At 60.8% G+C, this 23,630-nt stretch carries 19 protein-coding genes and 1 pseudogene; 13 read left to right on the top strand and 7 right to left on the bottom strand.

Going from position 1 to position 23,630, the window contains the following annotated elements:
• Position 1: 1 nt before the first annotated feature.
• Positions 2 to 934, bottom strand: a complete 933-nt coding sequence (locus ACZRKZ_RS11770; RefSeq protein ID WP_463981667.1) for an iron-sulfur-binding ferredoxin reductase — start codon at positions 932 to 934, stop codon at positions 2 to 4.
• A 317-nt stretch (positions 935 to 1,251) separates the two neighbouring features.
• Between ACZRKZ_RS11770 and ACZRKZ_RS11765 the strand changes: the two genes are divergently transcribed.
• From ACZRKZ_RS11765 to ACZRKZ_RS11745, 5 genes are all read left to right on the top strand, one after another.
• Positions 1,252 to 2,775 (top strand): fumarate hydratase, encoded by a 1,524-nt coding sequence (locus tag ACZRKZ_RS11765; RefSeq protein ID WP_463966943.1) that lies wholly within the window; start codon positions 1,252 to 1,254, stop codon positions 2,773 to 2,775.
• Between the two features lie 152 nt (positions 2,776 to 2,927).
• Complete coding sequence (locus ACZRKZ_RS11760) at positions 2,928 to 4,694, top strand: ATP-binding protein (RefSeq protein ID WP_463981666.1); 1,767 nt, start codon at positions 2,928 to 2,930, stop codon at positions 4,692 to 4,694.
• A complete protein-coding gene (locus tag ACZRKZ_RS11755; RefSeq protein WP_463966945.1) occupies positions 4,688 to 6,022 on the top strand; it encodes a sigma-54-dependent transcriptional regulator in 1,335 nt (444 codons plus the stop codon). The genes ACZRKZ_RS11760 and ACZRKZ_RS11755 overlap by 7 nt, the downstream gene beginning before the upstream one ends.
• 166 nt (positions 6,023 to 6,188) lie before the next feature.
• On the top strand, positions 6,189 to 7,508 hold the full coding sequence (locus ACZRKZ_RS11750) for an MFS transporter (protein WP_149411945.1): 1,320 nt from the start codon (positions 6,189 to 6,191) through the stop codon (positions 7,506 to 7,508).
• 123 nt (positions 7,509 to 7,631) lie between these two features.
• Positions 7,632 to 8,255 (top strand): flavin reductase family protein, encoded by a 624-nt coding sequence (locus tag ACZRKZ_RS11745; RefSeq protein WP_149411943.1) that lies wholly within the window; start codon positions 7,632 to 7,634, stop codon positions 8,253 to 8,255.
• On the opposite strand, the gene ACZRKZ_RS11740 is transcribed toward ACZRKZ_RS11745, so the two are convergent.
• Both ACZRKZ_RS11740 and ACZRKZ_RS11735 read right to left on the bottom strand, forming a co-directional pair.
• On the bottom strand, positions 8,252 to 8,527 hold the full coding sequence (locus tag ACZRKZ_RS11740) for a hypothetical protein (protein WP_133099617.1): 276 nt from the start codon (positions 8,525 to 8,527) through the stop codon (positions 8,252 to 8,254). The two genes, ACZRKZ_RS11745 and ACZRKZ_RS11740, sit on opposite strands and share 4 nt — an antisense overlap.
• A 9-nt stretch (positions 8,528 to 8,536) precedes the next feature.
• The gene (locus ACZRKZ_RS11735; RefSeq protein WP_463966947.1) at positions 8,537 to 8,878 is read right to left on the bottom strand and encodes an antibiotic biosynthesis monooxygenase family protein; all 342 of its coding nucleotides are present in this window, start codon (positions 8,876 to 8,878) and stop codon (positions 8,537 to 8,539) included.
• Between the two features lie 338 nt (positions 8,879 to 9,216).
• On the opposite strand from ACZRKZ_RS11735, the gene ACZRKZ_RS11730 reads away from it, so the two are divergent.
• Positions 9,217 to 10,146, top strand: coding sequence for an AraC family transcriptional regulator (locus ACZRKZ_RS11730; protein ID WP_463966948.1), 930 nt, complete (start codon positions 9,217 to 9,219; stop codon positions 10,144 to 10,146).
• A gap of 20 nt (positions 10,147 to 10,166) precedes the next feature.
• Here ACZRKZ_RS11730 and ACZRKZ_RS11725 read toward each other — a convergent pair whose 3' ends face one another.
• The 4 genes from ACZRKZ_RS11725 to edd form a co-directional block, all read right to left on the bottom strand.
• Positions 10,167 to 11,636: an ATP-binding protein gene (locus ACZRKZ_RS11725; protein WP_463966949.1), complete on the bottom strand. Its 1,470-nt coding sequence runs from the start codon at positions 11,634 to 11,636 to the stop codon at positions 10,167 to 10,169.
• Positions 11,626 to 12,354: a response regulator gene (locus tag ACZRKZ_RS11720; protein WP_463966950.1), complete on the bottom strand. Its 729-nt coding sequence runs from the start codon at positions 12,352 to 12,354 to the stop codon at positions 11,626 to 11,628. Before ACZRKZ_RS11720 ends, ACZRKZ_RS11725 begins: the two co-directional genes overlap by 11 nt.
• 69 nt (positions 12,355 to 12,423) lie before the next feature.
• Complete coding sequence (locus ACZRKZ_RS11715) at positions 12,424 to 13,380, bottom strand: glucokinase (protein ID WP_463966951.1); 957 nt, start codon at positions 13,378 to 13,380, stop codon at positions 12,424 to 12,426.
• The gene (edd, locus tag ACZRKZ_RS11710; protein ID WP_463981665.1) at positions 13,377 to 15,203 is read right to left on the bottom strand and encodes a phosphogluconate dehydratase; all 1,827 of its coding nucleotides are present in this window, start codon (positions 15,201 to 15,203) and stop codon (positions 13,377 to 13,379) included. The genes ACZRKZ_RS11715 and edd overlap by 4 nt, the downstream gene beginning before the upstream one ends.
• Before the next feature lie 222 nt (positions 15,204 to 15,425).
• Between edd and gap the strand changes: the two genes are divergently transcribed.
• From gap to ACZRKZ_RS11675, 7 genes and pseudogenes are all read left to right on the top strand, one after another.
• A complete protein-coding gene (gene gap / locus ACZRKZ_RS11705) occupies positions 15,426 to 16,427 on the top strand; it encodes a type I glyceraldehyde-3-phosphate dehydrogenase (protein WP_149411935.1) in 1,002 nt (333 codons plus the stop codon).
• Between the two features lie 136 nt (positions 16,428 to 16,563).
• Entirely contained in the window at positions 16,564 to 17,082 is a 519-nt protein-coding gene (locus tag ACZRKZ_RS11700) for an RNA polymerase sigma factor (RefSeq protein WP_463981664.1), read from the top strand.
• 82 nt (positions 17,083 to 17,164) lie between these two features.
• The gene (locus tag ACZRKZ_RS11695; protein ID WP_463981663.1) at positions 17,165 to 18,133 is read left to right on the top strand and encodes a FecR family protein; all 969 of its coding nucleotides are present in this window, start codon (positions 17,165 to 17,167) and stop codon (positions 18,131 to 18,133) included.
• A gap of 116 nt (positions 18,134 to 18,249) precedes the next feature.
• The gene (locus ACZRKZ_RS11690; RefSeq protein ID WP_463981662.1) at positions 18,250 to 20,835 is read left to right on the top strand and encodes a TonB-dependent receptor; all 2,586 of its coding nucleotides are present in this window, start codon (positions 18,250 to 18,252) and stop codon (positions 20,833 to 20,835) included.
• 142 nt (positions 20,836 to 20,977) lie between these two features.
• Positions 20,978 to 21,586 carry a biliverdin-producing heme oxygenase gene (locus ACZRKZ_RS11685; RefSeq protein ID WP_133099628.1) on the top strand — a complete coding sequence of 203 codons (609 nt, stop codon included), beginning with the start codon at positions 20,978 to 20,980 and terminating at the stop codon, positions 21,584 to 21,586.
• 137 nt (positions 21,587 to 21,723) lie between these two features.
• Positions 21,724 to 22,125, top strand: coding sequence for a YbaN family protein (locus ACZRKZ_RS11680; RefSeq protein ID WP_463981830.1), 402 nt, complete (start codon positions 21,724 to 21,726; stop codon positions 22,123 to 22,125).
• A gap of 143 nt (positions 22,126 to 22,268) precedes the next feature.
• Positions 22,269 to 23,549 (top strand): annotated as a pseudogene (locus ACZRKZ_RS11675) (methyl-accepting chemotaxis protein); the annotation flags it as partial.
• Positions 23,550 to 23,630 lie beyond the last annotated feature (81 nt).

Raw genomic sequence — 23,630 nt, 5'->3', positions numbered from 1 at the left:
TTCAACCACGGGGCAGGAACACGTCGGCCAGCAGTTGATTGCGCGGCAACCCCGCCAGGAACAAGCGTTTGGAAAAAGCCTCGACGCTGGAAGGGTGCCCGCAGAGTAAAGCCAGGGTTTGCCGGGAAACAAGCCGCAGTTGCGCCAAAGCCTGCGTCAACTCAGCCGCCGTCCATAGCTCGACCGTCAGGTTGGGGTGGGCGCCCGCCAGCAACGCCAGGGGCTCGGCCAAATAATGGCCCTCGGCATCATGGGCCAGGTGAATCACCCTGATGACGCCCTGATGATCCTGGCGCAAGGCCTCGCGAAGCACACCCCATAACGGCCCCAAACCGGTACCTGAGGCCAGCAGCCAGAGTGGTCGCGCTTGCCAGTCCGGATCGTATTGCAACGCACCACCACGCAGTTCGCCCAGGCGTAAACTGTCGCCGACCTTGAGTTTCCGGGCGGCATCGCTGAATTCACCGGGCAGGCGGCAATCGAGGTGAAACTCCAGAAACGGGTCCTCCAGGGGTAGGCTCGCCAGGGAATAGGGCCGCGCGACCGCACCGGCCCACAACACCAGGTGCTGCCCGGCCCGGTAACGCAGGCCGCGCTCGGGTTGCAGGCGCAGCCGCAATACCGTCGGGCTCAGCCAATCAACGCTCAGCACCTCGGCCGGCAGACCGTCACGCAGCGGGTCAAAGGCTTCGATCTGCACGTCGCCCATGACCTGACACTGGCAGGCCAAGCGCCAACCGTCCTGGCGTTGCGCAGGGCTCAGCGCACCAGGCTGATTGTCCTGAACCTCGCCCAGGCAACGCACCAGGCAGGCATGGCAACTTCCGGCGCGGCAACTGTAGGGGACGGCGACACCGGCCTGGTTCAGGGCATCCAGCAGGTTGCTGCCGGCGGGGACCGACCAGTGGCGTTCGCCGGCGTGCAGTTCAGGCATGGAACGTTCTCAAATGTAAGAGCGAGCTTGCTCGCGATGGTTGCTAACGATAACGCGGGGTGCCTGACGAAACCCACCAGATTCACGTTTTTCGCGAGCGAACTCGCTCCTACCGTAAATCGGGCCCGGCATCCATGACCATAGTCGGGTGTATCAGCCACCGCGCCGGGTTATACTGCCGCGCCTTTTTAGCGTCGCGTCAGCACTACCCCAGCACTACCTGCCGACGTGCCTTGGAAAGGTGTCTTCAGACGACCGATGCACCCCACTGAAGCCACCTTTATTGAATGTTCCCGTCTTATAGAGGAGCGCGACTCATGACCGTGATCAAGCAAGACGACCTGATTCAGAGCGTTGCCGACGCCCTGCAATTCATTTCCTACTACCACCCCGTTGATTTCATTCAGGCCATGCACGAAGCCTACCTGCGCGAAGAATCGCCAGCGGCCCGTGACTCCATGGCACAGATCCTGATCAACTCGCGCATGTGTGCCACCGGCCACCGCCCGATCTGCCAGGACACCGGCATCGTCACCGTGTTCGTACGCGTGGGCATGGATGTGCGCTGGGATGGCGCCACCATGGGCCTGGACGACATGATCAACGAAGGCGTACGTCGCGCCTACAACCTGCCGGAAAACGTCCTGCGGGCCTCAATCCTCGCCGACCCGGCAGGCGCGCGCAAAAACACCAAGGACAACACCCCTGCAGTGATTCACTACTCCATCGTCCCGGGTAACACCGTGGAAGTGGACGTGGCGGCCAAGGGCGGCGGTTCTGAAAACAAGTCGAAGATGGCCATGCTCAACCCGTCCGACTCCATCGTCGACTGGGTTCTGAAGACCGTTCCGACCATGGGCGCCGGCTGGTGCCCACCGGGCATGCTGGGTATCGGCATCGGCGGCACCGCCGAGAAAGCCGCGGTGATGGCCAAGGAAGTGTTGATGGAATCCATCGACATCCACGAGCTGAAAAAGCGCGGCCCATCCAGCCGTATCGAAGAGATGCGCCTGGAGCTGTTCGAGAAGGTCAACCAACTGGGCATCGGCGCCCAGGGCCTGGGTGGCCTGACCACCGTGCTCGACGTGAAGATCATGGACTACCCGACCCACGCCGCCTCGCTGCCGGTGTGCATGATCCCCAACTGCGCCGCCACCCGTCACGCCCACTTCGTGCTTGACGGTTCCGGCCCGGCTTCGCTGGAAGCGCCACCGCTGGATGCCTACCCGCAAATCGTCTGGGAAGCCGGCCCGTCGGCCCGTCGCGTCAACCTCGACACCCTGACCCCGCAAGACGTGCAGAGCTGGAAACCGGGCGAAACCGTGCTGCTCAACGGCAAGATGCTCACCGGTCGCGACGCCGCGCACAAGCGCATGGTCGAGATGCTGAACAAGGGTGAAACCCTGCCGGTGGACCTCAAGGGTCGCTTTATCTACTACGTCGGCCCGGTTGATCCGGTGCGCGATGAAGTCGTTGGGCCTGCCGGTCCGACCACGGCAACGCGGATGGACAAGTTCACTCGCCAGATCCTCGAACAAACCGGCTTGCTGGGCATGATCGGCAAATCCGAGCGCGGCCCGACCGCTATCGAAGCGATCAAGGACCACAAGGCCGTGTACCTGATGGCCGTGGGCGGCGCAGCTTATCTGGTGGCACAAGCCATCAAGAAATCCCGCGTAGTGGCTTTCGCCGAACTGGGCATGGAAGCGATCTACGAGTTCGACGTCAAGGACATGCCGGTCACCGTTGCAGTGGACAGCAAGGGTGAATCGGTACACATCACCGGTCCTGCCATCTGGCAGAAAAGGATCAGTGAAAGCCTGGCGGTAGAAGTGCAGTAAGCATTTCACGGCAAGGATAAAGGCGACCGGGGCAGCATGGCCCGGTCGCCTTTTTTATGTCTCACACACTCATCTGTGGCGAGAGGGCTCGCCACAACAGCTTTGCTGCGCATGCTATGGTGCTCGCCCTTATTGCGCATGCTCATCTTCGTATGATCACGATCCCCCGCCCATTGCGCTTGACCTTCTACTCCCTGCTGATCATCGCTGGCGCCGTGCTGGCTGCCGCCCTGGCCATACACCACGCCGAACGCCAGGCCCTGGTGGATGACGCGGCCCGGGCCAATCAACAGCTGGCGCTGTATGCCAACTCCCTGCACACCCTGATCGAACGTTACCGCGCTCTGCCCGCCGTGCTGGCCCTGGACTCGGAAATGATCAGCGCCTTGAAAGGCCCGCTGGACGCCGCCACCCAAGACTTGCTCAACCGCAAGCTGGAGCGCATCAACGGCGCCGCGCAATCATCCACCCTGGAATTGATGGACCGCAACGGCCTGGCCGTGGCCGCCAGCAACTGGAACCTGCCCAGCAGTTATGTCGGGCACAACTACGCGTTTCGGCCGTATTTCAGCCAGACCTTGAGCCAGGGCACCGGACGCTTTTATGCGGTAGGGGTCACCACCGGTATTCCGGGGTACTTCCTCTCCAGTGCGGTACTGGATGAGAAAGAGCAGTTTCTCGGCGCCATGGTGGTGAAGCTGGAATTTCCGGAACTGGAACGCGAGTGGGCCCAAGGTAACGACCTGCTGCTGGTCAGCGATGCACGGGGCATTGTGTTTATCGCCAATCAACCAGGCTGGCGGTATCGCGCCTTGCGCCCGCTATCGGACAGCGACCACGCGGAACTCAAGGCCACCCGGCAATACGACAAAAAACAGCTGCTGCCCCTGGAGTATCAGGCGTTGCAGCGCTTCGACGACAACAGTCACCTGATGCGCATCGACAGCCCCGAGGGCAGTGCCAATTACCTGTGGGAATCCCTGCCGTTGAAGGCCGAAGGCTGGACCTTGCATCTGCTGCGCAAACCCCAGGTTGCCGCCGAGGACCAACGCAACGCCGGCCTTGCCGCTGCAGGTCTGTGGCTGGCGCTGGTGTTCCTGCTACTGTTCCTGACTCAACGCTGGCGCCTGGCTCGCCTGCGCCAACGCAGCCGCGAAGAGCTTGAACAGTTGGTACAAGAACGCACCCGCGACTTGCGCACTGCCCAGGATGGGCTGGTGCAGTCGGCCAAGCTGGCAGCGCTGGGGCAGATGTCCGCGGCCCTGGCCCATGAGATCAACCAGCCCTTGACGACGCAGCGCATGCAACTGGCCACCTTGCGCCTCTTGCTGGATCACGGTCGCGTCGATGACGCTTACAAGGCACTGACCCCGCTGGACGACATGCTCACCCGCATGGCCGCTCTGACCGGCCATCTCAAGACCTTCGCCCGTAAAAGTCCCAGCGGTTTGCGCGAACGCCTGGACCTGGCGACTGTGGTGGATCAGTCCCTGCACTTGCTGGACACCCGTCTGCGGGACGAAGCCATCGGCACAGTGCTGGACCTGACCCGCCCGGCGTGGGTGCGCGGCGATGCAATTCGCCTGGAACAGGTGCTGATCAACCTGCTGCGCAACGCCCTCGATGCCATGGCCGACAAACCGCGCAAGCGTCTGGAAATCCGCCTGCACGCTGATCAACAACTGTGGCACCTGACTGTCACCGACAGCGGCGGCGGGATTGCCGAAGAAAACCTCAACAGCGTATTCGACCCCTTTTTCACCACCAAACCCGTGGGCGATGGGCTCGGCCTCGGGCTGGCGGTGTCGTACGCTATCGTCCACGAACTCGGTGGCCGCCTGAGCGCCGCCAACCAGGGCGACGGCGCGGTATTTACCCTGACCCTGCCCATCGCCCTGGAGACCCCGGACCTATGCTGAACGCAGTGATTGTGGTGGATGACGAAGCCAGCATCCGCACGGCCGTGGAGCAATGGCTGAGCCTGTCAGGCTTTGAGGTGCAGCTGTTCAGCCGTGCCGATGACTGCCTGGCGCAATTGCCCAGGGATTTCCCTGGGGTGATCCTCAGCGATGTGCGCATGCCAGGGCTCAGCGGCCTGGAATTGCTGGCCGAGGTGCAACGCCGTGATGCCGACCTGCCGGTGATCCTGTTGACCGGCCACGGTGATGTGCCGATGGCCGTGGAAGCCATGCGCGACGGCGCCTACGATTTTCTGGAGAAACCCTTCAGCCCCGAGGCTCTGCTCAGCAGCCTGCGCCGAGCCCTGGACAAGCGTGGATTGGTCCTGGAAAACCGGCGCCTGCATCAACAGGCCGATCACCGCGCCAAGTTGGAATCGAGCCTGTTGGGCGTGTCCCGAGGCTTACAGAATCTACGTCGACAAGTGCTGGACCTGGCAACCTTGCCGGTCAATGTGCTTATTCGTGGCGAGACCGGCAGTGGCAAGGAACTGGTCGCCCGTTGCCTGCATGATTTCGGGCCACGGGCGAAGAAGCCATTTGTAGCACTTAACTGTGCCGCGATTCCCGAGCAACTGTTCGAGGCCGAGTTGTTTGGCCACGAGAGCGGCGCCTTTACCGGCGCCCAGGGCAAGCGCATCGGCAAGCTGGAATACGCCGACGGCGGCACCCTGTTTCTCGATGAAATCGAAAGCATGCCCCTCGCCCAGCAAGTAAAACTGCTGCGGGTGTTACAGGAGCAGAAGCTGGAACGCCTGGGCTCCAACCAGAGTATCAAGGTGGACCTGCGCATCATTGCCGCCACCAAGCCGGACCTGCTGGACGAAGCCCGCGCCGGGCGCTTTCGCGAGGATTTGGCTTATCGGCTGAACGTCGCGCAGTTGCGCCTGCCGCCGTTGCGTGAGCGCCGGGAAGATATCCCGCTGCTGTTCGAACACTTCGCGCAAAACGCCGCCGAACGCCTGGGCCGCAGCTTTGCACCACTGAGCGGGCCGCAATTGGGCCACCTGCTCAGCCATGACTGGCCGGGCAACGTGCGGGAGTTGGCCAACGTCGCCGAGCGCCGGGTGCTAGGGCTCGGTGAACCGGAGCCGGAAGGCATCGAGGCCGGGCAATCGTTGGCGGCGCAGCAAGAGGCGTTTGAAGCCCATTGCCTGAAAGCCGCGCTGACTCGGCACAAAGGCGATATCAAAGCCGTGCTGGCAGAACTCCAACTGCCACGGCGCACGCTGAATGAAAAGATGCAGCGGCATGGGTTGGCACGGGAGACGTTCTTGAAAGATGAGTGAGCGGATTTTCGCTCACTACCAGTTATTCATCAGCGACTTTCCGCTCAATAAAACCCTACAACCCTTCTAGACCGGGCCTTCATCTGTTTGGCACAACTCCTGCTATAGCCCCGACAGGCGGCGCTTGTGCGCGCTCCACAAAAACAATTAGATGAAGGATCCTTCAATGGATAACTCCAACTCCCTGCCTTTGGGGTCGGCGGCTGCGCCGGCAAAAGAACGCACCACTTCCAGCCGGATCAAATCGATCTTCAGCGGCTCGGTCGGCAACATGGTCGAGTGGTACGACTGGTACGTCTACGCCGCCTTCTCTCTTTACTTCGCCAAAGCCTTCTTCCCCAAAGGCGACACCACCGCCCAACTGCTCAACACCGCCGCGATCTTCGCCGTGGGCTTCCTGATGCGCCCGATCGGTGGCTGGCTGATGGGCCTGTACGCCGACCGCAAGGGCCGCAAAGCGGCGCTGATGGCCTCGGTACTGCTGATGTGCTTCGGCTCGCTGATCATCGCCCTGACTCCCGGTTATGAAACCATTGGTGTCGGCGCACCGATCCTGCTGGTCTTCGCCCGCCTGCTGCAAGGCTTGTCGGTCGGTGGCGAATACGGCACCTCGGCCACTTACCTGAGTGAGATGGCAACCAAGGAACGTCGCGGCTTCTTCTCCAGCTTCCAGTACGTGACCCTGATCTCCGGCCAGCTCATCGCCCTCGGCGTGCTGATCGTGCTGCAACAGACCCTGACCACCGAACAACTGTACGACTGGGGCTGGCGTATCCCGTTCGTCATCGGCGCCCTGTGCGCAGTGGTCGCGCTGTACCTGCGTCGCGGCATGGAAGAAACCGAGTCGTTTACCAAGAAAGAGAAGTCCAAGGAAAGCGCCATGCGCACCTTGATGCGCCATCCCAAGGAACTGATGACCGTGGTCGGCCTGACCATGGGCGGCACCCTGGCGTTCTACACCTACACCACCTACATGCAGAAATACCTGGTGAACACCGTCGGCATGAGCATCTCCGACTCCACCACCATCTCGGCTGCGACGCTGTTTCTGTTCATGTGCCTGCAACCCATCGTCGGCGGGCTGTCGGACAAGGTCGGTCGACGGCCGATCCTGATTGCCTTCGGCATCCTGGGTACATTGTTCACCGTGCCGATCCTCACCACCCTGCACACCGTCCAGAGCTGGTGGGGGGCGTTCTTCCTGATCATGGCGGCGCTGATCATCGTCAGCGGCTACACCTCGATCAACGCGGTGGTAAAAGCCGAGCTGTTCCCTACCGAAATCCGCGCCCTGGGCGTTGGCCTGCCGTACGCGCTGACCGTGTCGATCTTCGGCGGTACTGCTGAATACATCGCGCTATGGTTCAAGAGCATCGGCATGGAAACCGGTTACTACTGGTACGTGACCGCATGTATTGCGGTGTCGCTGATCGTCTATGTGACCATGAAGGACACTCGCAAGCATTCGCGGATTACCACAGACTAAGGGTTCGCTCGCTGTAAAAAAGGGGCCGTGTCAGTGGATGACACGGCCCCTTTTCATTGGTGAACACTCAACCACGGTGCACTATGATGCCCTTCCCAGAACCACCCAGCAGGAACCCCGGCTATGCCTGACGACATCCATTTCTATGAACCCGCCAACGGCCACGGCCTGCCTCATGACCCGTTCAATGCCATCGTCGGCCCACGACCGATTGGCTGGATTTCGTCCCAGGACAGCGAAGGTCGCCTGAACCTGGCGCCCTATAGCTTCTTCAACGCCTTCAACTACATTCCGCCGATCATTGGTTTTTCCAGTGTCGGGCGCAAAGACAGCCTGAACAACATCGAGCAGACCGGCGAATTCGTGTGGAACCTGGCCACGCGGCCGCTGGCCGAGCAGATGAACCAGAGTTGCGCGGCTGTTTCACCCGAGGTCAACGAGTTTGAATTGGCCGGGCTGACGCCGGTAGCCTCGAAAGTGATCGCCGTGCCCCGCGTGGGCGAGAGCCCGGTGTCCTTTGAATGCAAGGTGACGCAGATTATTCAGCTGCAACGAGCGGATAAGGGACTGGTGCCAAGCTGGCTGGTGCTCGGCGAAGTGGTCGCGGTGCATATCGCCAAGTGGCTGCTCAAGGATGGGGTGTACGACACCGCCGCCGCCGAGCCTATTCTGCGTGGCGGCGGGCCGGCGGATTACTTTCAGTTGGGGCCTGAGGCCTTGTTCAAGATGTACCGACCCAAGGTTTAGGAAGCTGTTGCCCAGGCCAACTGACCTTCTTCATCGACGTCGATCAACCGCTCCAGTTGCTGGGCGGCAGCGTCGTCGGCGTCATCGGCGGTCTTGAACTTCTGCCCTTCGAGGATAGTGTGAAAGCGCGGCGCGCCCATGCCATCCAGGGCCTTGACGGCGACGGCAGCGCTGTAGCCACCTTCTCCCGGTACTACGGCGGAAACGGCTTCGTGATGGGCAAACTCTTTACGTGCCATGTTGCAGGTCCTGGCCAATGGAAAGTCGGCCATTCTAGACGTTCAGCCAGCCAGTTGCAGATATTCGCCGTAGGCGCTGGCGGCGCAGGTGTCGATGAAGGTCTGGAAGTCCATGCTGCGAACCACCCCGTCATTCAATAACTCGGTGAAGATCATCAGCGCTGGCGAGTTGAAGTAGGCACTCATCGCCTGCTCGCTGCTCCAGAAGCCTGAGATCAACCACACATCAGGTTCCGATAGGGAATGCTGCAACGAAAACTGCAGGCAACCCTGAGCCTGGCGGCCCGGTTCGATCAAACTGCTCAAGCGTGCACCCAGCTCGGTGCTGCACCCGGTGCGGGCGCGGATAAAGGCCATATGGCTCGCGGGAATGGGGGTGGACATGTTCGACTCTCCCGTTGAGAAGTGATGCTCGGCAAGCACTGTGAGGGCGTGTTGCCACAGGATCAAAGATAGCGGCGCTGCCCTACGGGCGGTTAGTCGATTCCTGCAGGCTTATTGCACAATCCTGCGAGATGCGTAGAGGTAACGGGCAGGCCACGGATTCTATGCCCGGCATGAGCGCCTTGTTTCACATGGATCACGCAGTGGTTACGGCCGCTCGACTTGCCTGATTCACGATTTATCGCAGGATCAGGCAAGGATTGTGCAGAATCGGCGTAACACTGCTTTGAAAGCGCCTTTAAGCTGTGCCCATCGTCAAAGCACCAAGAGGTTGCCCCATGTCGTCGTCAGAACACCGTCCTGCCCCCCTCGATCCCGACATGGAAAAGCAGCGCGCGGAACTGGCCGATATCGTTCTGCGCCACACCTGCGAAGACGGCTCCTACGCCACCGCCATCCACTCATTCGTGCTCAATCGGCACAACTCGCCCCGCGACTTCATGCCGGTGCTGGCCCAACCAGCGCTGTGTATCCTGGCCCACGGCAGCAAGGAAGTGCGCCTGGCGGATGAGACCTTCACTTATGACCCACTCAATTACCTGGTGTTTTCGGTGTCGATGCCGGTGTCCGGGCGCATCATTGACGCCTCGCCGGAAAACCCCAACCTGTCCCTTCGCCTGGACATCGACCCGGCGCAAATCACCGCCTTGATCGCCGAAGCCGGCCCCATGGGCGTACCCACTCGCCCCGCCGCCCGTGGCATGTATGTCGACCGTCTCGACAGCCAACTGCTGGATGCTGTACTGCGCTTGACCCGTTTACTCGACTCACCGAAAGACATCGCCATGTTGGCGCCGCTGATCAACCGCGAGATTCTCTATCGCCTGCTACGCAGCCCGCACGGCTATCGGCTGTATGAAATTGCCGTGGCTAACAGTCAGAGCCATCGGGTCAGCCAAGCTATCCAATGGCTGAACGGCAACTATGAACAACCGCTGCGTATCGATGACCTGGCCAAGGAAGTGAACCTCAGCGTCTCGACCTTGCACCATCGCTTCAAGGCGATGACGGCCATGAGCCCGCTGCAATATCAGAAGCAACTGCGCTTGCAGGAAGCCCGGCGCTTGATGATTGCCGAGGGCCTGGAAGCCTCGGCAGCGGGCTATCGAGTGGGCTATGAAAGCCCGTCGCAATTCAGCCGCGAGTACAGCCGCCTGTTTGGCGCGCCGCCGTTGCGGGATCTGGCGCGGTTGCGCTTGAGCGTCTGACCCTGCCCTGCAACAAGGTATCAGTCCAGGCTACGGGGCAACTGCAAGGTCACGCGCAAGCCACCTTCGCGCAGGTTCTGCAAACTTACTTCGCCGCCATGGCTGTGAGCGATATTGCGGGCGATGCCCAGCCCCAAACCATAGCCCTGCTGCTGCCCGGCGAGGCGAAAGTGCGGTTCGAAGACTTGCTCCAGGCGCTGCTCGGGCACGCCGGGGCCTTCGTCATCGACATGCAAAATGAACTCCGCGCCATCGTCCTCAATGTACAGGTGGGCGTTCTGCCCGTACTTCAAGGCGTTGTCGATCAGGTTACCGATGCAGCGCTTGAGCGCCAGCGGCTTGCCCGGATAGGCCGCCAGCGCCCGGCCATGCTGGGTCACCCGACCGTTGCCGTTGGGCGCCAGGTAAGGCTCCACCAGACAGTCGAGTACATGATTGAGGTCCACCGGCTCGATGTTTTCATGGATGTCGGTGTCCTTGACGCATTGCAGCGCGCCCTTGACCAGTAACTCCAGTTCATCCAGGTCGCGACCGAACTTGGCTTGCAGCTTTTCGTCTTCCAGCAATTCCACCCGCAAGCGCAGGCGGGTGATGGGCGTGCGCAAGTCGTGGGAAATGGCGCTGAATAATTGGCTGCGCTCGGTGAGGTAGCGGCTGATGCGTTCGCGCATGGCGTTGAAGGCGCGCCCCACTTCCACCACTTCGCTGCCGCCACCTTCGGCCACAGGTTCCACATCGGCGCCCAGGGACATGTCCCGCGCCGCCCGCGCCAGACGCTTGAGCGGTCGGCTTTGCCAATGCACCAGCAAACCGATGAACAGCAACAGGAAACTACTGGTCAGTACGATAAACCACACTTGCTGGGACGGCAGGCCTTGCTCTTCGAGGCTGGTGTAGGGCTCGGGCAACAGCGAGGCTATATACAACCATTCACCTTGGGCCAGTTGGATCTGGGTCACCAGCACCGGTGGGTTGACCGGTTCCAGCGTCAGCGCGTAATGGGCCCAGGAGCGTGGCAATTCATCCAGTTTCAAACCGGCGTTGAAGATGCGCAGGTCCTCGGCGCTGACAAACTCCACCGAGATATGCACGTCGCTGCCCAGGGTCTGGCGCAGCACTTCTTGCACGGCATCCAACACCGCTAGTTTGCGCGGGGTTTGCGGCAGCAGCGCCATGTCCAGGGGTTTGTCATTGAGGGTCACCACAAAACGGGTGCCGCCCATGCTGCGCAACTGGTCCAGCACCAACGGACGGTAAGCCACCGGCAGGGAACGGAAATAGCTGACGCTGGCGGTCATCGAATGGGCCAGGCTGCGGGCGCTCGTAACCAGGCCTTCGAGCTGGGTGGCGCGCAGTTGCGAGACCCAGATCACGCTCGACAGTGCCTGGGCAAACAGCACCGCCAGCAAGGTCAGCAGCAGCATGCGACCCAAAAGCGAACGCGGTACCGGAATCCGCCGACGCAGGTCGGTCAGTCGCTCAATGGGCATTGCCGGCAACCACACACGCCGCCAGTTGGTAACCGCTACCGCGTACGGTGCGGATCAGCCGTGGAGGTTTTTCAGTGTCTCGTAGCCGTTGGCGCAGGCGGCTGACGGCCATGTCGACAATCCGATCCAAAGGCATCAGGTCGCGCCCACGGGTGGCGTTGCCGATGGTGTCGCGATCAAGGATTTGCTGGGGATGATCGAGGAATAGTTTGAGCAGGGCAAAATCGGCGCCGGAGAGGATCACCTCTTCGCCATCCAGGTGAAACAGTCGGTGGCTAATCATGTCCAGCCGCCATTCATCGAACACCAGCACGTCGCCACCGCGCTCCTGGCCAAACTGACAACGGCGCAACAGGGCTTTGATACGCGCCTGCAACTCACGAGGGCTGAAAGGCTTGCCGATGTAATCGTCGGCGCCCAGCTCCAGGCCGATCACCCGGTCAGCTTCGTCGGAGCTGGCAGTGAGCATGATGATGGGCACCTGCGCCTGGCGCGGGTGCTGGCGAATCCAGCGGCAGAGGCTGAAGCCATCTTCGTCCGGCAGCATCACGTCGAGAATCACCAGATCGCACGGGGCCTCGTTCATCGCCTGACGAAACCCCGCGCCATCGGGCACGCCTCGCACCTGGAAACCGGCGCGACTGAGGTAGGTTTGCAGCAACTCGCGGATTTCCTCGTCGTCATCGACGAGGAGAATGGATTTACTGATTACGCTCATGGGGTCGTCCTTATTGTTTTGGATGGGACGGGCTTGATAATTCGTTGTTCTTGCGGGCCTCATCGCGGGCTATGCAAATGCCTGCTCCAACGCAACTCCAGCACCGGTCAACCCGGAATACGGCGCGGTCACCAGCCATACCGGAATGCCTTTGAAGTAGTCGCTCATGCAGCCCTTGTCGCCAAAACTCTTGGCGAAACCACTGCTGATAAAGAAGTCGGCAAACCGCGGGATCACCCCACCGACGATGTACACCCCGCCACGTCCACCGGTGGTCAGCACGTTATTACCGGCCACACGCCCCAGCCAGATACTGAACTGGTCCAGCACTTCCAGGGCAATCGGATCACCCGCAAGGCCAGCGGCAGTAATGGCCTCGGGAGTTTCCAGGACAGCCTCGTGACCGTCCACCGCACAGATCGCCCGGTACAAACGCGGCAACCCGCCACCGCTCAATACGGTTTCAGCGCTGACATGGCCGATCTCGCTGTAGATGTGTTGCCACAGCTGGGTTTCCCGTGGGCTGCTCAAAGGCAGGTCAACATGACCGCCCTCCCCCGGCAACGCCGCCCAACGGCCGGCACCCAAGTCCAGCAAGGTGCCAACACCCAGCCCAGTACCCGGCCCGATCACCACCGCCGGGCGCAATGGCTCGGGCGTGCCTTCACAGACCACTCGAAATTCATTGGGCTGCAAACGGGTCATGCCCAAAGCCATGGCCGAGAAATCATTGACCAGCAGCAGTTCGTCCACCTGCAAGGTTTTGCAGAAGGCCGTTTTGCTCAGGCGCCAATGATTGTTGGTAAATTTAAATTCATCACCGCTCACCGGCCCCGCCACCGACAGGCAGACCGCGCCGATGGAGCCAAGCTCCAGGCCTTCCTCCTTGAGGTAAACCTTGATGGCTTCCTCGGGACTGGCGTGATCCACCGTGGCATGCACACGGATCGAATGCAGTTCCTGATCTCGCCACAACGCAAAACGGGCGTTGGTACCACCGATATCACCGACCAGGGCCAGTTTCACTTGAGTGTCTCCAGGGCAGAAGTAAAGGCGCTGGCGCCCTGCTCTGCGGAGCTTGCGGCCAGGCGCATAAATGCAAACAGCTCGCGACCTGCGCCCACGTTGTTACCCAAGAGGCCCGTGGCAGGCGCGCGCGCTGCAAACTCTTCGGCGTCCACCTTAAGTTCCAGGGTGCCTTTGACGCCATCGACGCGGATGATATCGCCATCTTTTACCCGCGCCAGCGCACCACCACGCTGAGCCTCAGGGCTGACATGAATCGCGGCAGGGATCTTACCCGAGGCGCCGGACATCCGCCCATCGGTGACCAACGCCACCTTGAAGCCGCGATCCTGCAGCACGCCGAGGAACGGCGTCATCTTGTGCAGTTCCGGCATGCCATTGGAGCGCGGGCCCTGGAAGCGCATCACCGCAACAAAGTCCTTCTCCAACTGGCCGGTTTTGAACGCATCGGCCAAGTCCTGTTGATCCTGGAACACCACGGCCGGCGCTTCGACGATTTGATGCTCAAGGGCCACGGCGGAGACTTTCATCACGCCACGGCCGAGGTTGCCTTCCATCACCCGCAAGCCGCCTTCCGGAGAGAATGCACGAGCCACGGGGCGCAGGATGGTTTCGTCGAGGCTTTCGATAGGCCCCTCGCGCCAGACCAGTTCGCCGTCCACCAGGAACGGTTCCTGGGTGTAACGGCTCAGGCCAAAACCTGCGACGGTGTTGACGTCTTCGTGGAGCAGGCCAGCTTCCAGCAGCTCGCGGATCAGGAACGACATGCCACCCGCCGCCTGGAAGTGGTTGATGTCGGCTTTGCCGTTCGGATAAACGTGGGAGAGGGTCGGCACCACCTCGGAGAGGTCGGCCATGTCCTGCCAAGTCAATAGAATACCCGCCGACATGGCGATAGCCGGCATGTGCAGAGTGTGGTTGGTGGAGCCGCCAGTGGCGTTGAGGGCGACGATGGAGTTGACCAGGGATTTTTCGTCGACGATTTCGCCAATCGGCATGAACGCGCCGTTTTGCTTGGTCAGGCGCGTGACCTGGTGCGCGGCTTCGCGGGTCAAGGCGTCACGCAACGGCGTGTACGGGTTGACGAAGGACGCGCCCGGCAAGTGCAGGCCCATGACTTCCATCAGCAATTGGTTGGTGTTGGCGGTGCCGTAGAAAGTGCAGGTGCCGGGGCTGTGGTAGGACTTCATCTCCGATTCCAGCAGCTCTTCGCGGGAGGCCTTGCCTTCGGCGTAGCGCTGGCGCACGTCGGCCTTCTGCTTGTTGGAAATCCCCGACGGCATCGGCCCGCCCGGGACGAAGATCATCGGCAGGTGGCCGTAGCGCAGGGCGCCCATCATCAGGCCGGGAACGATCTTGTCGCAGATCCCCAGCATCAGCGCGGCGTCGAACATATTGTGGGACAGCGCTACCGCCGTGGACATGGCAATCACTTCGCGGCTCAGCAGGCTCAGCTCCATGCCGGGCTCGCCCTGGGTCACGCCGTCGCACATGGCGGGTGTGCCGCCAGCGAACTGACCGACGGAACCGATCTCGCGAAGGGCCGTCTTGATTTGCTCGGGGAAGTGTTCGTACGGCTGGTGGGCCGAGAGCATGTCGTTATATGACGAAACTATTGCCACGTTGGCGGCGTTCATCATCCGCAGGTTGTTCTTGTCTTCGGTGCCGCAACCGGCCACGCCGTGGGCAAAGTTGGCGCATTGCAGCTTGCCACGCATCGGACCGTCGCTGGCAGCGCCGCGAATGAGCGCAAGGTAAGCCTCACGGGTTGCACGGCTACGGGCGATGAGCCGTTCGGTGACCTCAAGTACGCGGGGATGCATGTATAGAACTCCAGGCTAACGGATGTGGCGACCTGAGTGCCTATGCTGGTCAAAAGCCCGCCGCGAAGAGCTTGGCAGGGTGTTACTTGACCAATCGGACCAGTTGATTCAGGTCACTCGTTGTTGAATGAACAAAATATTGCCACTAAAAAGGCTTGTTTTCTATTTTTATACGAATAATCTTGTAATTCTTACAACAAATCGACGACAGGCGCTTTTCAAATGACTCTTAGAATCGCAATCAATGGTTTTGGCCGTATCGGCCGTAACGTCCTGCGCGCACTTTATACCCAAGGCTATCGTCAGGATTTGCAGATCGTCGCCATCAACGATCTGGGTGACAGCTCAATCAATGCTCACCTGCTTAAGTACGACACCGTCCACGGCACTTTCGATGCAGAGGTCTCTCACGATCAGGAAAGCCTGACCGTCAATGGCGACCGGATTGCCGTCAGTGCCATTCGCAACCCGGCCGACCTGCCGTGGGCCGCCGAGAAAGTCGACGTAGTATTCGAATGCACCGGTATGTTCACCGACCGCGCCAAGGCCGCCGCCCATATTACCGCTGGCGCGCGCAAGGTAATCATCTCGTCCCCGGCCAAGGGCGCTGATGCCACCGTGGTCTACGGTGTGAACCACGATATCCTGCGTCAATCCCACCAGATCATCTCCAACGCGTCCTGCACCACCAACTGCCTGGCGCCGGTGGCCCAGGTGCTGCACCGCGAGCTGGGCATCGAAAGCGGCTTGATGACCACCATCCACGCCTACACCAACGACCAGAACCTGACCGACGTCTACCACACCGACCCGTACCGCGCCCGTTCGGCCACGCAGAACATGATCCCGAGCAAGACCGGTGCGGCCGAAGCCGTGGGCCTGGTGCTGCCGGAACTGGCGGGCAAGCTGACCGGCATGGCCGTGCGTGTGCCGGTAATCAACGTATCGCTGGTGGACCTGACCGTGCAGCTTAAGCGCGAAGCGTCGGCAGATGAGGTCAACGCCCTGCTCAAAGAAGCCAGCCAGCATTCGAAAGTCCTCGGTTACAACACCCTGCCGCTGGTTTCCAGTGACTTCAACCATAACCCGTTATCGTCGATCTTCGACGCCAACCACACCAAATCCAGCGGCAAGTTGCTTAAGGTGCTGGCCTGGTACGACAACGAATGGGGCTTCTCCAATCGCATGCTGGATAACTGCCTGGCGCTCTGCAACGCCGAATAACCCGCGATCTGTTAGAGGGGCTGTTGTGGCGAGGGCGTTTGCTCCCTCGCCACAATGATCTGCAACACACTCTGCTACTTGCCATTTTCGCTGATGATAAGCATTATCATTCGCTGCAAATCGGTCTGGTATCAGTGTGAGCCAATCTCGCTTCAATCAAGTCTTCCTCAGCCAGCGGGTGATTCTGCTGCGCACCTTGCAGCGGATGGTGAATAACCACAGCACCGCCGAGGACCTGCTGCAGGAAACCTACCTGCGCGTCACTCGAGCTCTTAGCGAGAGACCGATTGATCACCTCGAACCGTTCGTCTTCCAGACTGCGCGTAACCTGGCGCTGGATCACCTGCGCTCGCGTCGGATCCAGGCCCGAACGCTGCAGGAAGGTGTCTCGATAGAGGTCCTGCAAAGCGTCGCCTCCCCCCTCAGCACACCTGAAGATGCGACCCACGCCGAACAATTGCTGGAGCACCTGAGCGTCAGCCTCGGCCAGTTGAGCGCCCGCCAGCAGCAGATTTTCATCCTCAGTCGCCTGCACGGTTGCAGCTATCAGGAGATCGCCGACCAGCTCGAAGTGTCCTTGAGCACCGTGCAAAAGGAACTGAAATTGATCATGGCGATCTGTGTGGGTGTGGCTGAACGGCTCGATCGCCCTTAAGCTTTGTCAGGACAAGCCGACAGACTTGTCGCTCCACTATGTAAGACATTGAATAAAACGTGGCGAAGACCCGAGGAACACCGTGACGGACCCGAAAAAACTGCGTCCCCATGATCTGGCTCATGAGGTGTTGCAAGATACGGCCATGGACCAAGCCCTCGACTGGCTGATTGCGTTGCAGTGCCCACAGCCTGGCCAGCAGGCCGAGTTCCAGACGTGGCTGGCCGCCGATCCGGCCCACATTGAGGCCTTCGCCAAAGCGCAGGCGGCCTGGGGCGCTGCGCCGGTGCACAGCGCCGCCGTGGCCCTTAATGCGCCACGCAAGCCCAGCGCCTGGCGCCGCATAAAACCTCACTGGAAACCCTTGGCCACCGCCGCCGTGTTGCTGTTGGGGCTGTTCAACTTCAGCAATCTACCGGTGCGCCTGCAAGCGGACCACCTGACCGTGGTCGGCGAGCGTCAGCGCCTGCAACTCCATGACGGCTCCAAGGTGTTGCTCAATACCAACTCGGCCTTCTCCAGCACCATCAATGACCATCAGCGCATTGCCCGCCTGTATCAAGGCGAAGCGTTTTTCGAAGTGGTTGCCAGCCGTGGCGCGCCCCTGGAAATAGACGCCGGCCCGGTGCGCGCCCGCGTGAACGACACCGCGTTCGCCGTGCGTTACCTGAACGGCGAGGCCCAGGTCCAGGTCCAGCGTGGGGATGTCGACCTGAGCAGTACGTCTGGCAACGCCCGGGTCCGCCTGAGCGCCGGTGAAAGCATCCGCATCGGCCCCAAGGGCTTCGGTCAACCGGCCAGGCTCGATGCCAATAAGGAACTGGCCTGGGTCCAGGGCCGGCTGATCTTCGAAAACTGCCCGATGAGCGAGGTTCTAGCGGAGCTGCGACGCTATTACCCCGGCTGGATCATCAACAACAATGACAAACTCGCCAGCGTTGCTGTCACCGGCAACTACCGCCTGGACCAGCCACTGGACGTGGTGCGCTCCCTGGCCCACATCACTTCAGCCAAGCTCTCGGAATTTCCGGCAGTGGTCATTCTCAACTGAGGCCAATTATTTTTACTCGATAGTCATCCGTGGTACGTCTCGTCATAGTCAATGCAACTGATTCGCATTTGTGTCAGTTCGCAACTATAAGATTCGTCTCTTGCGGAGCGCTTTCGATGTCCTCTCGTTTCAACCGGTCCTCTTCTCCCTCACGTCGCCACGGCCTGTCCTTGCTGACCGCTGCCATCCTGCTGGCAGGCAGCCAGGTTGCCCCGGTCATGGCCGCCACCAGCGACGAGCCTGCCAGACACAGCAACGCCAACTACAGCTTCAGCATCGAGCAGCAATCCCTGGTGTCGGCGCTGAACGCCTTTACCTCCGTGACCGGCTGGCAAATCGGCCTGCCCGCCGAATTGGGCGCAGGGGTTTCCTCCCCAGGCACACGCGGGTCGTTGACGCCGGAAAAAGCCCTGGACCGGCTGTTGGTGGGGACCAACCTGAGCTACCGAAAACTGGGCAATAACAACATCGTCCTGGAAAAGCGCGCGGCGGGTAGCGCAATCACCCTGCAACAAATGACCATCAGCGCCACCCGCCAGGAACAGGAAGTGAGCACCGTTCCCAGCACCGTCAGCGTGCACGATCGCCAGGAACTGGACCGCCAGAACGTCAATAACATCCGCGACCTGGTGCGTTACGAGCCAGGCGTTTCGGTCGGCGGCGCCGGTACTCGCTCCGGCAACGCTGGCTACAACATTCGCGGCATTGACGGCGACCGCATCCTGACCCAGGTCGACGGCGTTGAAGTCCCGGACAACTTCTTCAATGGCCCGTACGCCAAGACCCGCCGCAACTACGTCGACCCGGAAATCGTCAAGCGCGTGGAAATCCTTCGCGGCCCGGCATCGGTGCTGTACGGCAGCAACGCCATCGGCGGCGCGGTGAGCTATTTCACCCTCGACCCCGACGACATCATCAAGCCCGGCCAGGATTTCGGCGCCCGCCTGAAAACCGGCTACAGCTCTGCCGACGAAAGCTGGCTGACTTCCGGCACCATTGCCGGCCGCGTCCAGGACTTCGACGGCTTGCTGCATTTGAGCCAGCGCAACGGCCACGAAACCGAATCCTACGATGGCAACAACGCCACTGGCCTGGAGCGCACCGGCGCCAATCCGGAAGACGCCCGCACCACCAACGTGCTGGCCAAACTGGGCTGGAACTATGCTGAAGATTCCCGCTTGGGGCTGACCTACGAGAAGTACAAGGACGATCGAGACATCAATCAGAAAAGTGTGGTGGGCGGACCATTCAACACGGGCCGCCCAACCAACTACTACCGCGCCCGGTCAGGCAACGACACCATCACCCGTGAGCGTTTCGGTCTGGAAAACAGCTTTGCCCTCGACAGCCTGTTGGTTGATCACGTGAAGTGGAGCCTGAACTACCAGATCGCCAAGACCGACCAGACCACCGCAGAAATCTACCAGACGTCCCGCCGCGTGTTGCGCACTCGCGAGACGCTCTACGAAGAAAAACAGTGGGTGTTCGACGCTCAGTTGGACAAGGCGTTCAACATCGGCGAAACCAACCACCTGCTGACCTACGGCACTACACTCAAGCAGCAAAAAGTTACCGGCTCGCGGGCCGGCGAAGCTAGCTGCCTGGCGGTCGGCGGTGGCTGCACGGCCATCGGTGCACCGAGCCCGATACCCGCCGACAGCGTGGTCAAGGCCAGCGACTTCCCCGACCCAACCATCAACAGCTACAGCCTGTTCGCCCAGGACCAGATCAGTTGGAACGACTGGACCTTCCTGCCTGGCGTGCGCTACGACTATGTACAACTCAAGCCCAAGCTGACCGAGGAGTTTCTCAACACGGTCGATCCGCAAAGGATCTACGAGCACAGCGACAAGGCAAAAACCTGGCATCGCGTCTCGCCCAAGTTCGGCCTGACCTATGCCCTGACCGAGCAATACACCTGGTTCGGCCAGTACGCCGAAGGTTTTCGCACTCCGTCGGCCAAGGCCTTGTACGGCCGTTTTGAAAACCTCGCTGAAAATTACATCGTCGAGCCCAACTCGGACCTCAAGCCCGAAACCAGCAAAAGCTATGAAACCGGGATTCGCGGCAACTTTGAGTCCGGGAGTTTCGACGTGGCAGTGTTCTACAACAAGTACCGCGACTTCATCAACGAAGACGCCTCTGTTGCAGGCAGCACGATCGAAGCGTTCCAGGCCAACAACATCAAGCACGCCACCATCAAGGGCGTGGAAGTCAAAGGTCGCCTGAGCCTCGATGCGTTTGGCGCGCCGCAAGGCTTGTACACCAAGGGCTCGATTGCCTACGCCCACGGCCGCAACAACGACACCGGCGAGCCGCTCAACAGCGTCAACCCGCTCAAGGGCGTGTTTGGCCTGGGTTACGACCAGGACACCTACGGTGCGCTGGTCAGTTGGACCCTGGTGAAAAAGCAGGATCGCGTCGACAGCCAAACCTTCTTCTCCCCCGACGGCAACAAGGCCAACGGCCCGTTCAAGACTCCAGGCTTCGGCATCGTGGACCTGACTGGTTTCTACAAAGTCACCGACGAGGTGACCATCAACGGCGGCCTGTACAACCTGACCGACAAGAAATACTGGAACTGGGATGACGTGCGCAGCTACGACAGCGTCGGCGAAGCCGGCGTAACCGCCCCTGCCAGCCTGGACCGCCTGACTCAACCAGGTCGCCACTTTGCGATCAACCTGATCTGGGATATCTGATACGTGGCGCCTCACCCCAGCAGTTTTATCACTGCCAGGGTGAGGATTTTTTACTGTAACGCGTCTTCTTGTTCGTCTAGTTCATAACAGCCTGGCACTTTCTATTGCGCAGCAAGGCGCTTCCTCCCCTCAAGGACACCCCATGACCGCTTCCCCTACCACCGAACGCCCAAGCTTGCGCTCCCAACGCCTGAACCAGATCACCCACTCGCCGCACACCAAGCTCGACGCCCTGGTCAAGGCCCATGCGCCATTTGAAACCCAGGCCAACTTCGCCCGTTTCGTGGTCGCACAATATCTGTTCCAGTCGGAACTGGTGGCGCTGTACAACGACGCAGAGTTGATCAAAATCGTCCCGGACCTGGCCGAACGCTGCCGCGCCGACGCCGCCAAGCTGGACCTGGCCGACCTGGAAACCGAAGTCCCGGCCCCGGTGGCTGGCGCTGTGAAAAACCCGAGCAAGGCACAAGCCCTGGGTTGGCTGTTCGTCTCCGAAGGCTCCAAGCTGGGCGCGGCGTTCCTGATCAAGCGTGCCGTCGGCCTGGGCCTGAGCGAAACCTTCGGTGCCCGTCACCTGGGCGAACCGGCCGGTGGTCGTGCCGAAGGCTGGAAGAGCTTCACCCGCACCCTCGACGCACTGGAGTTCACCCCCGAAGAAGAAGCCGACGTGGAAAAAGGCGCGGTTGACGCGTTTGTGCGCTTCACCGTGCTGCTGGAGCAGGCATACGCTACCACCCCAGAATTAGTCTGATTCCCTTGTAGGAGCGAGCTTGCTCCCGGCGGCGCTCCAACGATGAACCCGACAGCGCCGCGTGCATTCAGAACGCCCGCATCATCGTTAACGTCCATCGCGAGCAAGCTCGCTCCTACATGAAAAACCCCACCCAAATGACCGGCAAAACCCAATCTTCCTCAAAAGTCGCCCGTGTGCTATTCGGCCTGCTGGCCTACGTCAGCCTGGGGATAGGCCTGATCGCCATCGTCGTGCCGGGGCTGCCCACCACCGAATTCATCCTGCTGGCCGCCTGGGCCGCCACCAAAAGCTCGCCGCGCCTGAGCGCCTGGCTGGAAAACCACCGTTTGTTCGGGCCGATTCTGTTCAACTGGCGCAACGGCAAAATCATCGCCCGCCGGGCCAAGGTCAGCGCTACCGTAAGCATGCTGCTGTGCGCAGGCTTGATGCTGGTGATGCTCGACCACGGCTGGCCGATCTACCTGGCGATTGCCGGGATGAGCCTGGGCAATCTGTGGATCTGGTCGCGGCCGGAACGCCTGCTGCAAACCTCCTGACAAATCCCCTACCACTCATCGCCTCCCCCTCATGAATTACCCGCCCCCGCCGATGTTCCGGGCATAGCGCCGAATGGACTTGGCACCTTGAGTCAGCCACAGACTCTGCTTGCATTCTAATAAGTCCATACGCGAGTAATCCTATGTTCGACACGCTCTCCATCCGCTTGAAAATCGTGCTGTTGTCTGGTCTCTGCCTGTTGGGCGTGATCGCGTTGATTGTCAGCATCAACCTCTACGAGACCAACCAGAACGACAAGCTGATCAGTGCGTCCAGTTCGCGAATGCTCACCGCCAGCGTGGAAAACCTGCTGCAGGCCAAGGCCGCCGAACAAGCGGCGCAAGTGCAAAAAACCTTTGGCGAAAACCTGCTGGTGGTCACCGCCCTCGCCGATCAGGTCAAGGATTTGCGCAACATGGCAGTCAAGCGCTCCCTGGAGCCTTCGACCCTGCGTGAAGAGCTCAACCAGAGCCTGAAGACCGCCTTCGAACGCAACACCAAAGTGCTGGGTATCTGGCTGTCCTTCGAACCCAATGCCCTAGATGGCAAGGACAGTGAATTCATCAATGACGCCGTCCGTGCCTCCAACGAAGCCGGGCGTTTCTCCAGCTACTGGAGCCGCGCCGGCGGTGAAGGCGAAAACACGCTAATGGTCGAGGAAGACCTGACCAAGACCACCCTCAACCTCAGCGGCACGCCCTACAACATCTGGTACACCTGCCCACGGGACAACAAGCGCACTTGCCTGTTGGACCCGTATGAAGACACCGTGGCCGGCAAGTCGATGCTGATGACCACCATCTCCCTGCCTCTGCTGGTGGACGGCAAGGTGATCGGCGTGATCGGTATCGACATCGCCCTCAACGCCCTGCAAGCCGCAGCCGACGCATCGCAACGCGAGCTGTTCGACGGTGCCGGGCACATGCAAATTGTTTCCGGCAACGGCCTGTTGGCCGGCTACAGTGGCCAGGCGGACAAGGTCGGCAAAAATATCGGCGACATCCTCGGTACCGAGGGCAAGGACATTGTGCAACTGCTGGCCAATGACAACCGCAAGATCCTTGAACAAGGCGAATTGATCCGCTCGGTTTACCCAGTCAAACCCATCGCCGACGCCAGATCCTGGGGCGTGCTCATCGATCTGCCCAAGCAGGTATTGCTGGCCGACTCGGTAAAACTGCAAGCGGTACTCGACGAGGCCCAGGCCAGCGGTACCCTCAAAGCCTTGCTGGTAGGCGCTGCTGCTGGCCTGCTCGGCTTGTTGCTGATTTGGCTGACCGCCACCGGCGTAACGCGGCCGATCAACAGCGTCGCGGTCATGCTTAAGGAAATTGCCAGCGGTGACGGCGACCTCACCCAGCGCCTGGCTTATGCCAAGAAAGATGAACTGGGGGAACTGGTCGGCTGGTTCAACCGTTTCCTCGACAAGCTGCAACCGACCATCGCCCAGATCAAGCAGAGCATCACCGAAGCCCGCGGCACCGCCGACCAATCTTCGGAAATT

It is taken from the genome of Pseudomonas sp. c313 (assembly GCF_055407145.1).
The sequence above is the reverse complement of the archived record's forward strand: the minus strand, read 5'-3'. Positions and strand labels throughout refer to the sequence as shown.

Bases quoted from the DNA above. Each gene is read 5' to 3' on its own strand.
- ACZRKZ_RS11770 (WP_463981667.1), bottom strand. From the start codon at position 934: ATGCCTGAACTGCACGCCGGCGAACGCCACTGGTCGGTCCCCGCCGGC.
- ACZRKZ_RS11765 (WP_463966943.1), top strand. From the start codon at position 1,252: ATGACCGTGATCAAGCAAGACGACCTGATTCAGAGCGTTGCCGACGCC.
- ACZRKZ_RS11760 (WP_463981666.1), top strand. From the start codon at position 2,928: ATGATCACGATCCCCCGCCCATTGCGCTTGACCTTCTACTCCCTGCTG.
- ACZRKZ_RS11755 (WP_463966945.1), top strand. From the start codon at position 4,688: ATGCTGAACGCAGTGATTGTGGTGGATGACGAAGCCAGCATCCGCACG.
- ACZRKZ_RS11750 (WP_149411945.1), top strand. From the start codon at position 6,189: ATGGATAACTCCAACTCCCTGCCTTTGGGGTCGGCGGCTGCGCCGGCA.
- ACZRKZ_RS11745 (WP_149411943.1), top strand. From the start codon at position 7,632: ATGCCTGACGACATCCATTTCTATGAACCCGCCAACGGCCACGGCCTG.
- ACZRKZ_RS11740 (WP_133099617.1), bottom strand. From the start codon at position 8,527: ATGGCCGACTTTCCATTGGCCAGGACCTGCAACATGGCACGTAAAGAG.
- ACZRKZ_RS11735 (WP_463966947.1), bottom strand. From the start codon at position 8,878: ATGTCCACCCCCATTCCCGCGAGCCATATGGCCTTTATCCGCGCCCGC.
- ACZRKZ_RS11730 (WP_463966948.1), top strand. From the start codon at position 9,217: ATGTCGTCGTCAGAACACCGTCCTGCCCCCCTCGATCCCGACATGGAA.
- ACZRKZ_RS11725 (WP_463966949.1), bottom strand. From the start codon at position 11,636: ATGCCCATTGAGCGACTGACCGACCTGCGTCGGCGGATTCCGGTACCG.
- ACZRKZ_RS11720 (WP_463966950.1), bottom strand. From the start codon at position 12,354: ATGAGCGTAATCAGTAAATCCATTCTCCTCGTCGATGACGACGAGGAA.
- edd (WP_463981665.1), bottom strand. From the start codon at position 15,203: ATGCATCCCCGCGTACTTGAGGTCACCGAACGGCTCATCGCCCGTAGC.
- gap (WP_149411935.1), top strand. From the start codon at position 15,426: ATGACTCTTAGAATCGCAATCAATGGTTTTGGCCGTATCGGCCGTAAC.
- ACZRKZ_RS11690 (WP_463981662.1), top strand. From the start codon at position 18,250: ATGTCCTCTCGTTTCAACCGGTCCTCTTCTCCCTCACGTCGCCACGGC.
- ACZRKZ_RS11685 (WP_133099628.1), top strand. From the start codon at position 20,978: ATGACCGCTTCCCCTACCACCGAACGCCCAAGCTTGCGCTCCCAACGC.
- ACZRKZ_RS11680 (WP_463981830.1), top strand. From the start codon at position 21,724: ATGACCGGCAAAACCCAATCTTCCTCAAAAGTCGCCCGTGTGCTATTC.